Genomic DNA, 10,944 nt, shown 5'->3' with positions numbered 1-10,944 from the left:
CGGCTGAAGTACGGGATCTGGTGGAACCAGACGAGGAGGAGGAGCCCGTCGCCGTCGCGCAGCACGACCTCGAGGACGCGCCGGCCGCGGCGGCCCGCGCGCGCCTCGCGGACGCAAGCGACCTCGCCCACCGCCGTCGCCTCCTCGCCGACGTGGAGCTGGCCGAGCGGCCGGAGCGCGCGCCGGTCCTCGTAGCGGAACGGGAGGTGGTAGAGGAGGTCCTCGACGGTCGCGAGGCCGAAGCGCGCCAGCTCGGCAGCGCGCTGGGGGCCGATGCCCCGCACCGCCTGCGCGGGCTGGGCGAGCGCGGCGAGCGCCGGACCGACCGGGGCCGGCGACGGCCGGTACTCGCTCCACGGCGGTGGCGCCGCCGCCGCTTCGCGCAGCGTCGGCAGGAGCGCGTGCGCGCGGCGCAGCAGCCGCTCCTGGTCGCGCGCCGAGCCCTCGCGGAGCGCGGCGAGGATGCGCTCCAGCTCGGCGAGCGGCGCCGCGGCGCCGGGCGGCCCGCTCGCCCGCGCGCGCGCCAGGCGCTCGGCGAGCGCCGGAAGGGGAAGGCGGGTCTGGTCGAGGCGCCGGAAGTCGTCCGCCGCCAAGTACTCGAGCGGCGGCGCGAGCGCCCGGAGCAGCTCGGCGAGCGGCGCCGCGGCCGGCGTCATGCGCGCCGGTGGTGCTCCTGCAGCGGGCGCACCGTGAACGGCCCGCGGCGCATGAGGTCGATGCCCTCGGCGGCGGCCGCCGCGGCGGCGAGCGTCGTGAAGTACGGCACCCGGCACTCGAGCGCGGTGCGGCGGATGTGGAACGCGTCGCGCTGCGAGTCCGCCCCCGCCGGCGTGTTGACGACGAGCGCCACCTCGCCGCGGCGGAGCGCGTCGACGATGTGCGGGCCGCCGTCGGAGACCTTGTTCACGACCTCGACCGTGAGCCCGGCGGCGCGCAGGTGCCCTGCGGTGCCGCGCGTGGCGAGCAGCGTGAAGCGCGCGCGCGCCAGCCGGCACGCGACGGGGACGACCGCCGCGTAGTCGGCCTGCGGAACGGAGATGAAGGCGCGCCCGCCGGCGGGGAGGATCGTCGACGCCGCGATCTGCGCCTTCGCGAAGGCCGCGCCGAAGCTGCCGTCGATCCCCATCACCTCGCCCGTCGACTTCATCTCCGGTCCGAGCACGGTATCGACGCCCGGGAACTTGATGAACGGGAAGACCGCCTCCTTGACGTTCACGTGCGCCGGCACGATCTCCCGGGTGAAGCCCTGCGCGGCGAGCGAGCGGCCTACCATGCAGCGCGCGGCCACCTTGGCGAGCGGCACGCCGATCGCCTTGCTGACGAACGGCACGGTGCGGCTGGCGCGCGGGTTCACCTCCAGCACGTAGACGACGCGCGCCTTGACGGCGAACTGCACGTTCATGAGCCCGACCACGGCGAGCTCGCGCGCGAGCGCCACCGTCTGGCGGCGGATCTCCGCCTGCACCTCGGCATCGAGCGTGTACGGCGGGAGCGAGCAGGCGCTGTCGCCCGAGTGCACGCCCGCGCGCTCGATGTGCTCCATGATGCCGCCGATCACGACCTCGGTGCCGTCGCTGACGGCGTCCACGTCCACCTCGACCGCGTCCTCGAGGAACTGGTCGATGAGCACCGGGTGCGCCGGCGAGACGCGTACCGCGACCTGCATGTAGCGCGCGAGGCTCTCGCGGTCGTAGACGATCTCCATGGCGCGGCCGCCGAGCACGTAGGACGGGCGCACGAGGAGCGGGTAGCCAATCGCGGCGGCCACCCGCACCGCCTCCTCGGCCGAGCGCGCCACGCCGTTCGGGGGGCGCCGGAGATCGAGCTTCCCCAGGACCTCCTCGAAGCGCTCGCGGTCCTCGGCGCGGTCGATCGAGTCGGGCGTGGTACCGATGATCGGCACGCCGGCGCGCTCGAGCGGCACGGCGAGACGGAGCGGCGTCTGGCCGCCGAACTGCACGACTACGCCGTCGGGTCGCTCGCGGCGGATGAGCGCCAGGGCGTCCTCGAGCGTGAGCGGCTCGAAGTAGAGCTTGTCCGAGGTGTCGTAGTCGGTGCTCACGGTCTCGGGGTTGCAGTTGACCATGATGGTCTCGAAGCCGTCCTCGCGCAGCGCCAGGGCCGCGTGGACGCAGCAGTAGTCGAACTCGATCCCCTGCCCGATCCGGTTCGGCCCGCCCCCCAGGATGACGATCTTCTTCTTCCGGTGCTCCGCCTTCGCCTCGTCGTCGCCCTCCTCGTAGGTCGAGTAGAGGTAGGGGGTGTGCGCCTCGAACTCGGCGCCGCAGGTGTCGACGGTCTTGTAGACGGGCTCGATGCCGGCGGCCTCGCGCCGGGCGCGCACCGCGTCCTCGGTCGTGCCGACGAGCGCGGCCAGGCGCACGTCGGCGAAGCCCTGCTGCTTGAGCGCGCGGAGCCGCTCGGGCGCGAGCGCCTTCGCCGCCGCGAGGGCGCGCTCCTCGGCGATGATCTCGTCGATGTGGCGGAGGAACCACGGGTCGATGGCCGTCAGCGCCGCCACGTCCTCCACCGTCATGCCGCGCCGGAAGGCCTCGCCGAGGTACCACAGGCGCTCGGCGTTGGGCACGCGCAGGCGCTCGCGCACCTCGCCCTCGCGCGGCTCGAAGCCGTGGCTCCCGATCTCGAGCGAGCGCATCGCCTTCTGCAGCGACTCCTTGAAGGTGCGGCCGATGGCCATCGCCTCGCCCACGGACTTCATCTGCGGCCCGAGGACGTCGGTCGCCTGCGGGAACTTCTCGAACGTGAAGCGGGGGATCTTGGTGACCACGTAGTCAATGGTGGGCTCGAAGCAGGCCGGCGTCTCGCGCGTGATGTCGTTCGGGATCTCGTCGAGCGTGTAGCCGACGGCGAGCTTGGCGGCGATCTTCGCGATCGGGAAGCCGGTCGCCTTGGAGGCGAGCGCCGAGCTGCGCGAGACGCGGGGGTTCATCTCGATGACGACCAGCCGCCCCGTCGTGGGATGCACCGCGAACTGGATGTTCGACCCGCCCGTGTCGACGCCGATCGCCCGGATGCAGGCGACCGCCGCGTCGCGCATGATCTGGTACTCCTTGTCGGTGAGCGTCTGCGCGGGCGCCACGGTGATCGAGTCGCCGGTGTGCACGCCCATCGGGTCGAAGTTCTCGATCGAGCACACGATGACGACGTTGTCCCGCCCGTCGCGCATCACCTCGAGCTCGAACTCCTTCCAGCCCGCGATCGACTCCTCGACCAGGATCTCGTGGACGGGCGAGGCCTCGAGGCCCCACGCCACGTTGGCGCGGAACTCCTCGTCGGTGGTCGCGAAGCTTCCGCCGGTGCCGCCGAGCGTGCGCGAGGGGCGAATGATGAGCGGGAGGCCGAGGTCGCGGCGGATCGCCTCCGCCTCGGCGATGCTCCGCGCGTAGCCGCTGCGGGGGAGGTCGAGGCCGATCGAGGCCATCGTCTCCTTGAACAGGTCGCGGTCCTCGGCGCGGCGGATGGCGTCGACCTTGGCGCCGATGAGCTCGACTTTGTGGCGTGCGAGCACGCCGGCCGCGGCGAGGTCGAGCGCGAGGTTGAGTCCCGTCTGCCCGCCGATGGTTGGGAGGAGCGCGTCGGGCTTCTCCGCGGCGATGATGCGGTCGAGCACCTCGACCGTCATCGGCTCGATATAGGTGCGGTCGGCGAACTCCGGATCCGTCATGATGGTCGCCGGGTTCGAGTTGACGAGGATGACGCGATAGCCTTCCTCGCGGAGGGCCTTGCAGGCCTGGGTGCCGGAGTAGTCGAACTCGCACGCCTGGCCGATGACGATCGGGCCGGAGCCGATGAGGAGGATCGAGCGGATGTCGGTGCGGCGGGGCATCAGTGATCGGTCTCCGAGTCGGATCGCCTGATGACCGCCGCCAGCTCGTGCGCGAGACCTTGAACGAGCAGGGTTTCGTATCCGCCGGGCGCTCTGGCAACCGCCTGGCGGGCCGCGTCCACCGCTTCGGTGTAATGCCCCTCGCCCGGCAGCACGGTTCGCACCCTCAAGGTCACCTAATCCCGCGCGCCCCCGCGTCGGCGGCGTAATCGATCGCAGCCTTGATGTCCTCGCGCGTGAGCCGCGGATAGGCATCCAGGAGATCTGCCTCGGTCGCGCCCTCTGCCAGCTTCCGCAAGAGCAGCTCGACGGCGATCCGAGTCCCCCGGACCACCGGTTTCCCCATCATCACCTTCGGGTCCATCTCGATGCGATCTGTAGCGGTCATGGTCGCGCCTGGCCGTCTCCTTCACATTGACCACTGGCCGCCGTCCGCTGGAGCTCCGACTTGATCGGCGGCGCTACCCCGGAACTGCTTGTGCGACCACGTTGCCGGACCTCCGAGAAACCGTGCGCTTCCAGCAGGGCGACAGCTTCCCGAGGCTTGAGGACGGGGACGCCTCCCACCGTCAGGCGACCTGGATGGTCCGCACATCGATGAACTCGGACTCGAGGTTCGGCTCGCCGTCCTCGAGAAGCATCTCGATGACTTCGCGCAGGTTCTGCTGAAGTTCATCGATGTCGGCGCCCTGCGTGTGGGCGCCGGGCCATCCCGGTACGTACCCGACGAGCACTCCGGTCTCTGGGTCACGCTCAACGACGAACTTGAAGGTCCTCATCGTCCGCTCCTCCGCGTTGGACACGAACCATAGACCTCGCACCGACCCCGCGCCACCCTGCGGCTCAACGACCGGGCGTTGAGCCCGCCGCTCACCAACGATCGCATGAAGCTCGCGCGTCCTCTCTGTACACTACGTGCCCCGGATCGCTCCCGATTTCACACAGAGTGAGGTCAGTCGGCGCACAGGTGCGTGACGCGATCTCGATCAACTCTTCCGAGAACATGTTGATGCCGTTGGGCTCCGTCTAACACCTCGCTATCCCGTGTCCCGCTCCATCATCTCCACGAACCGCCGAAACAGATACCGCGCATCGTGCGGCCCGGGCGACGCCTCCGGATGGTACTGCACCGAGAAGGTCGGCTGCCCCTTCACCGCGAGGCCCTCGCAGGTGTGGTCGTTCAAGTTGATGTGCGTGATCTCCGCCCGCCCGCGCAGCGACTCCACGTCCACCGCAAACCCATGGTTCTGCGCCGTGATCTCCACCTTCCCCGTCGTCAGGTCCTTCACCGGCTGGTTCCCACCGTGGTGGCCGAACTTGAGCTTGAACGTCTTCCCGCCCAGCGCGAGGCCCATGATCTGGTGCCCCAAGCAGATGCCGAAGACGGGCACGTTGCCGACGAGCTGCGCCACGCGCTCGGGCGCGCCCGCGACCGCGTCGGGGTCGCCGGGGCCGTTGGAGAGGAAGACGCCGTCGGGGCGCATCGCCAGCACCTCAGCGGCGCTCGTGTACGCGGGCACGACCTGCACGCGGCAGCCCGTCCCGACCAGGTTCCGCAGGATGTTCCACTTGATGCCGAAGTCGTAGGCCACGACGTCGAACACCTTCCCGCGCCGCTGCTCCGCCGCCTGCTCCGCGGTCGTGTAGCCCAGACCCAGCCGCCACGGGCCCTGCGTCCACTCGTAGGGCTCCTTGCACGTCACCTCGCGCACCAGGTCGCGGCCGACGAGGCCGGGCGAGTCCTTCGCGCGGCGCACGAGCCGCTCCGGGTTCAGATCGACGCTCGACAGCACGGCCTCCTGCGAGCCGTGATCGCGGAGGTGGCGCACCAGCGCGCGCGTGTCGATACCCTCGATCGCGGGAATCCCGTGCCGTGCGAGGTAGGCGCCGAGCGATTCCTCCGCCCGCCACGACGACGGCGCCTCGCGGTACTCGCGCACCACGAAGCCGCGCACGTAGGGGCGGCGCGACTCGACGTCCTCGCGGTTCACGCCGACGTTGCCGATCTCCGGGTACGTCATGGCGACCAGCTGCCCCTCGTAGGACGGGTCGGTCAGGATCTCCTGGTAGCCCGTCATGCTGGTGTTGAAGACGAGCTCGCCCACCGCCTCGCCCGTCGCGCCGAAGGCGCGCCCGCGGAAGATCGTGCCGTCGGCGAGCGCCAGCAGCGCCGGCCGCTCCTTCACGACGCGCTCCGCAGCGCCGGCGCCGTCGCGGGCCGCTCGCCGTGCACGAGCCGGCCGCCGACCAGGACGGCGACCGCGCGGCCCGTCATGTCCCAGCCCTCGAAGGGTGTGTTGCGGCCCTTCGAGCGGAACGCGCGCGCCTCGACCCGCCAGCGGCGCTCGGGATCGACGAGCGTCAGGTCGGCCGCCGCGCCCGGGGCGAGCGTGCCGGCCGGGAGGCCCAGGATGCGTGCGGGGCCGACCGTCATGCGCGCCACCAGCGTGGGCAGGTCGAGGACACCTTCCGCGACCAGGCGGAGCGCCAGCGGCACCGCCGTCTCGAGACCGACGACGCCGTTCGCGGCGAGGTCGAACTCGACCTCCTTCTCGTCGTGGTGATGCGGCGCATGGTCGGTGGCGATCGCGTCGATGGTGCCGTCGGCGAGCGCGGCGCGGAGGGCCGCCACGTCCGCGCGCGTGCGCAGCGGCGGCGCCATCTTGGCGTTCGTGCCGTAGCCCTCGACCGCCTCCTCGGTGAGGAAGAGATGGTGCGGGGTCACCTCGGCCGTGACCGGCAGGCCCTGGGCCTTCGCCTCGCGGAGGAGCGCGACCGCGCCCCTGGTGCTCACGTGTGCGACGTGCAGGCGCCCGCCCGTGAGGCGCGCGAGCGCCAGGTCGCGCGCGATCATCACCTCCTCGGCGGCGGCCGGGATGCCGCGGAGACCCAGGCGCAGCGCGGTCACGCCCTCGTTCATGGCGCCGCCGGCCGCGAGGTGCGGCTCCTCCTCGTGCGCGATCACCGGGAGGCCGAACATCGAGCTGTACTCGAGCGCGCGGCGCATGAGCTCGGCGTCCACGACCGGGCGGCCGTCGTCGGAGACGGCGACGATGCCGGCGCGGTGCATCTCGCCGATCTCGGCCAGGCGCTCGCCCTTCAAGCCCTGCGAGAGCGCGCCGATGGGGTAGACGCGAGCGCCCTGCGCAATCCGCGCGCGGTCCAGGATGTACTGCGTGACCGCGGCGCTGTCGTTCACGGGCTCCGTGTTCGCCATGCAGGCGAGCGAGGCGAAGCCGCCCGCGAGCGCCGCCGCCACGCCGGTCTGGATGGTCTCCTTGTACTCGTAGCCCGGCTCGCGGAGATGCACGTGCATGTCGACCAGGCCGGGCAGCACGAGGAGCCCGCGCGCGTCGAGCACCGGGGCGTCGCCGGCGGCGAGCGTCCCCGGCGCGCCGGTCGCGGCGATCTTCTCACCGTCCACCAGCACGTCGCCCGCGGCTGCGCGGCCCGCGACCGGGTCGACCACCGTGCCGCCGGCGACGAGCAGCCGGCTCACACACGCCCCCCGGTCCGCCGCCGCATCGGCTCGAGCGTGGGCTCGGCCTCGCTCGCGCTCGCGTCCTCGGCCTTGCTCCGGGCGACCAGCAGGTAGAGGAGCGCCATCCGCACCGCGACCCCGTTCGTCACCTGGTCCATGATGACCGAGTACGGCCCGTCGGCGACCGCGCTCGCGATCTCGAGGCCGCGGTTGACCGGCCCGGGATGGAGGATGATGACGTGCGGCCGGGCGAGCCGGACCGCGTCTTCGGTCAGGCAGAAGTAGTGCGAGTACTCGTCGACGGTCGGGAAGAAGTTCGCGCCCTGCCGCTCGCGCTGGATGCGGAGCATCATGATCACGTCGGCGTCGCGCACGCCGTCCGCCAGGCTGTGGTGCAGCTCGGCGCCGAAGGCGGCGAGCTGGCGCGGCACGAGCGTCGGCGGGCCGACCAGGCGGACGGTCGCGCCGAGCGTGCGGAGCGCGTGCAGGTTCGAGCGCGCCACGCGGCTGTGGAGCACGTCGCCCACGATCGCGACCGTGAGCCCGGCGAGTCGGCCATGACGCTCCCGGATCGTCAGCAGGTCGAGCAGCGCCTGCGTCGGGTGCTCGTGGCAGCCGTCGCCGGCGTTCAGGATGGGGCACGAGACGTGGCGCGCGAGGAGATGGCAGGCCCCCGAGGAGGGGTGGCGGACGACGATCGCGTCGGGCCGCATGGCCTCGAGGTTGCGCGCCGTGTCGGCGAGCGTCTCGCCCTTCGACATGCTCGAGCTCGCGGCGCTGATGTTGATGGTGTCGGCCGAGAGCCGCTTGGCCGCGATCTCGAACGAGGTCCGCGTGCGCGTGCTCGTCTCGTAGAAGAGGTTGATGACCGTCTTCCCGCGCAGCGTCGGCACCTTCTTGATGTCGCGCTCCGAGATCTCCTTGAAGGAGCCGGCGGTGTCGAGGATGGTCGTGATCTCGTCCGCCGCGACTCCCTCCAGCCCGAGCAGGTGACGCTGCGTGAACCCCATGACCGCCCTCCTCAGCTCTCGATCACGACCTCGTCCACGCCGTCCGCCTCGGCGAGCCGGACCTGCACCTGCTCGCGGCGGGAGGTGGGGAGGTTCTTGCCCACGTAGTCCGCACGGATGGGAAGCTCGCGATGGCCCCGGTCGACCAGCACCGCGAGCTGGATGGACTGGGGCCGGCCGAAGTCGACCAGCGCGTCCATCGCGGCACGCACCGTCCGGCCGGTGAAGAGCACGTCGTCGACGAGCAGGATGCGGCGGCCATCGACGGGGAACGGGATGTCGGTCCCCTGCACGATCGGGTTCTGGACGCCGCGATCCAGATCGTCGCGGTAGAGCGTGATGTCGACCACGCCGAAGGGCGGCGGCGCGCCGCCCTCGATCTCGCCGATCGTCTTGCGGATGCGCTCGGCTAGGTGCACGCCGCGCGAGCGGATGCCGATCAGCGCCAGCTCCTCGGTGCCCTTGTTGCGCTCGAGGATCTCATGCGCGATGCGGACGAGCGCGCGCTGGATGGCGAGCGCGTCCATCACCGGGCGGGCACCGTTGAGGGTCACCGGCGGGCTCCCGATATGAAAACGCCTCCACAGCCGGAACGGGAGGCGTGAGGCGAGCGCCGAAGATGGGCGAACGTCATGCGGAACCTTTCCTGACCTCGCTGGGTCAAGTTAAAAGGCCTGCGGTCTCTATCCGGGGATGCTCAAGCGTTCCTACGCGCCAGCGACCGGGCTGTCAAGCTCGGGGGAGACTTTGCCGCTGAGCGAAGCGTTGCGCCTCTACTTCGTCGTCTTCGTAATGCGGTCTCCGAACGTGTGGATCCGGAAGCACGCTGCGTCGTGGATCCTGGACAGCCGACCACTCGCCTGGACGCCCGTCCCGCGCCTCGTGGGCGACTCGCACGCTTCCGCCGGACGCCGCCGCCGTGGCATCGCCCTTGCTTTCGGTCTGGGCATGGGAACGATCATGTCGTCGTTTGCGCCCGCGGTGTTGCGCGCAGTAGGCGGTCTTCGCGCGCGCCTCGGGCGCGCGAGGCGGCGGAGTCTGATGCCGCGTCTGCTCGCCAGGCGAGTGCCCCGCCGGGCGCCGAGCGTGATTGGTGCCTGCGCGGTCTGCGGCGTCAAGTTCGCCGCCTCGCGCAAGCACCGCGCCGAGGTGGCACGGGTGCTGCGCGTGCACGAGACCATCTGCCCCGGCGGGCACCGCTCCGGCGAGGTCGCGACTCCCTTCGAGTAGGCGAGCGGGCCACCGCGCCCGGCCCGCTCCTACAGCTCCCAGCGCGGGTAGTAGGGCCGATCGCCGAGCGCCTTCACCTCGGCCCAGAACTCCGGGCCACCCGACTTCCCGGGCTCCTCCAGGTGCCAGGTCTGGCGCTTGAAGTTCCAGCTCTCGGGGCGGAGCTTCTTCGCCTCCGCGAACGCTGCTTGCGCGGCCTCCGCCCTGCCCTGCTCGTGGAGGAACGTGCCCAGCCGGAAGTGGGCCGCGGCGCGCGCGTGCTCCGCGTTCGGCCCCGCCATGCGCGCGCGGACCTGCTCGGGCGTGAGCGCCCAGCGGCTCCCGGGGCCGTTCGCCACCCAGTCGCGCACGGCGTCCAGGTAGCGGTCGCGCATGCGCGCGTACTCCTTCATCATCGCCTTGAAGTCGAAACCGGGGTCCATCATGCCGCGGAAGTACTCGCCCGCGAAGCCCGGGTCGTTCGGGCGCACGATGCGGCCCTCCTCGTCGATCCAGGCGTTCGAGGGGACGTTCACCCAGTCGTAGAGCTCGGCGACGACGTGGCGCGTGTCGATGAGGCTCGGGTGCGTCGGCTTTGCCGCCTCGATCCACTGGCGGACGTCATGCGCGCCGCCCGCGTCCATGGCGACGGTGATGACGGTGAAGCTCCGGGGCGCGAGCTCCTCGTAGAGCGCCTGCCAGACCGGCAGGTCCATGCGGCACCCTCACCAGGAGGCCCAGGAGTTGAGGAGCACCTTGCCGCCCCGGAACTGGGAGAGGCTGTGGAGGCGGCCGTCGAGGTCGGGGAGCGTGAAGTCGGGCGCGACGAGCGAGCGCCGGGTCGCGTCCCGCAACTCGCCGGGAGGCCCGAACACCCAGACGCTCCCCTCCGCGTCGTGGGCGATCGGCTGGCCGCGGTGGCGGGCGAGCGCGGCGAGGTTGACCGCGGCGTCGGTGCGCACGAACTCGGCCCTGCGCGCGGGCGGGACGGGCACGCAGAGCGGGCCGCGGCAGAGGCCCTCGGGTTTCAGCGTCCAGCCCAGGCGCCCGAGGGCGGGCGGCGCAAGCCAGAGGTCCTCGCCCCGCGCCTCGGCCGCGACGGGGGCGACCGCATCCTCAAAGATGACCGTGGTGGGCATGCGACGCCTATAGCGCGGGCCGCCTCAGCTCTGCTAGGCCTCCCCCAATGGAGATCTCCGAGACCACGCCCCCGGAGGCGTACGCAACGCTCACGGCAACCCCCGGCGCCGTCTACCTCGACGTGCGCACCGAAGCGGAGTTCGAGGCCGGCCACCCGGCCGGCGCGCGCAGCGTTCCGGTGGTGTTCTTCGATCCCGCGACGCGCCGACCAGTGCCGAACCCCGACTTCGTCGCGACCGTCGAGCGCACCATCCCGC

The 10,944-nt window shown here is 71.7% G+C and carries 11 protein-coding genes and 1 pseudogene; 2 read left to right on the top strand and 10 right to left on the bottom strand.

Features of this window, described 5'->3' with window-relative positions:
• The 8 genes from E6J59_04385 to pyrR all read right to left on the bottom strand — a co-directional run.
• On the bottom strand, positions 1 to 656 hold a 656-nt coding region (locus tag E6J59_04385), incomplete at its 3' end, for a hypothetical protein (protein ID TMB22229.1).
• Positions 653 to 3,847 carry a carbamoyl-phosphate synthase large subunit gene (gene carB / locus E6J59_04380; protein ID TMB22228.1) on the bottom strand — a complete coding sequence of 1,065 codons (3,195 nt, stop codon included), beginning with the start codon at positions 3,845 to 3,847 and terminating at the stop codon, positions 653 to 655. The genes E6J59_04385 and carB, both read right to left, overlap by 4 nt.
• 172 nt (positions 3,848 to 4,019) lie before the next feature.
• Entirely contained in the window at positions 4,020 to 4,235 is a 216-nt protein-coding gene (locus E6J59_04375) for a DUF433 domain-containing protein (protein TMB22227.1), read from the bottom strand.
• 181 nt (positions 4,236 to 4,416) lie between these two features.
• Positions 4,417 to 4,626 (bottom strand): type II toxin-antitoxin system HicB family antitoxin, encoded by a 210-nt coding sequence (locus tag E6J59_04370; protein ID TMB22231.1) that lies wholly within the window; start codon positions 4,624 to 4,626, stop codon positions 4,417 to 4,419.
• Between the two features lie 258 nt (positions 4,627 to 4,884).
• Complete coding sequence (carA, locus tag E6J59_04365; GenBank protein ID TMB22226.1) at positions 4,885 to 6,033, bottom strand: glutamine-hydrolyzing carbamoyl-phosphate synthase small subunit; 1,149 nt, start codon at positions 6,031 to 6,033, stop codon at positions 4,885 to 4,887.
• On the bottom strand, positions 6,030 to 7,346 hold the full coding sequence (locus E6J59_04360) for a dihydroorotase (protein TMB22225.1): 1,317 nt from the start codon (positions 7,344 to 7,346) through the stop codon (positions 6,030 to 6,032). Before E6J59_04360 ends, carA begins: the two co-directional genes overlap by 4 nt.
• Positions 7,343 to 8,338, bottom strand: coding sequence for an aspartate carbamoyltransferase catalytic subunit (locus E6J59_04355; protein ID TMB22224.1), 996 nt, complete (start codon positions 8,336 to 8,338; stop codon positions 7,343 to 7,345). The genes E6J59_04360 and E6J59_04355 overlap by 4 nt, the downstream gene beginning before the upstream one ends.
• 11 nt (positions 8,339 to 8,349) lie before the next feature.
• Positions 8,350 to 8,865, bottom strand: coding sequence for a bifunctional pyr operon transcriptional regulator/uracil phosphoribosyltransferase PyrR (gene pyrR / locus E6J59_04350; protein ID TMB22230.1), 516 nt, complete (start codon positions 8,863 to 8,865; stop codon positions 8,350 to 8,352).
• A 514-nt stretch (positions 8,866 to 9,379) separates the two neighbouring features.
• On the opposite strand from pyrR, the gene E6J59_04345 reads away from it, so the two are divergent.
• Positions 9,380 to 9,568 carry a hypothetical protein gene (locus tag E6J59_04345; GenBank protein TMB22223.1) on the top strand — a complete coding sequence of 63 codons (189 nt, stop codon included), beginning with the start codon at positions 9,380 to 9,382 and terminating at the stop codon, positions 9,566 to 9,568.
• A 29-nt stretch (positions 9,569 to 9,597) separates the two neighbouring features.
• Here E6J59_04345 and E6J59_04340 read toward each other — a convergent pair whose 3' ends face one another.
• Positions 9,598 to 10,263: a TlpA family protein disulfide reductase gene (locus E6J59_04340; GenBank protein TMB22222.1), complete on the bottom strand. Its 666-nt coding sequence runs from the start codon at positions 10,261 to 10,263 to the stop codon at positions 9,598 to 9,600.
• A 12-nt stretch (positions 10,264 to 10,275) separates the two neighbouring features.
• A pseudogene (locus E6J59_04335) lies at positions 10,276 to 10,374 on the bottom strand (redoxin domain-containing protein).
• Between the two features lie 359 nt (positions 10,375 to 10,733).
• On the opposite strand from E6J59_04335, the gene E6J59_04330 reads away from it, so the two are divergent.
• Positions 10,734 to 10,944, top strand: a 211-nt coding sequence (locus E6J59_04330; protein TMB22221.1) for a hypothetical protein, incomplete at its 3' end; no start/stop codon positions are given.

It is taken from the genome of Deltaproteobacteria bacterium (assembly GCA_005879795.1).
Taxonomy (GTDB): Bacteria; Desulfobacterota; Binatia; order DP-6; family DP-6; genus DP-6.
This window is presented reverse-complemented; position numbering and strand designations above follow the sequence as displayed.

Excerpts from the sequence above, each read along its gene's own strand:
- carB (TMB22228.1), bottom strand. The coding sequence starts at position 3,847 with ATGCCCCGCCGCACCGACATCCGCTCGATCCTCCTCATCGGCTCCGGC.
- E6J59_04375 (TMB22227.1), bottom strand. The coding sequence starts at position 4,235 with ATGACCGCTACAGATCGCATCGAGATGGACCCGAAGGTGATGATGGGG.
- E6J59_04370 (TMB22231.1), bottom strand. The coding sequence starts at position 4,626 with ATGAGGACCTTCAAGTTCGTCGTTGAGCGTGACCCAGAGACCGGAGTG.
- E6J59_04355 (TMB22224.1), bottom strand. The coding sequence starts at position 8,338 with ATGGGGTTCACGCAGCGTCACCTGCTCGGGCTGGAGGGAGTCGCGGCG.
- pyrR (TMB22230.1), bottom strand. The coding sequence starts at position 8,865 with ATGGACGCGCTCGCCATCCAGCGCGCGCTCGTCCGCATCGCGCATGAG.
- E6J59_04345 (TMB22223.1), top strand. The coding sequence starts at position 9,380 with ATGCCGCGTCTGCTCGCCAGGCGAGTGCCCCGCCGGGCGCCGAGCGTG.
- E6J59_04340 (TMB22222.1), bottom strand. The coding sequence starts at position 10,263 with ATGGACCTGCCGGTCTGGCAGGCGCTCTACGAGGAGCTCGCGCCCCGG.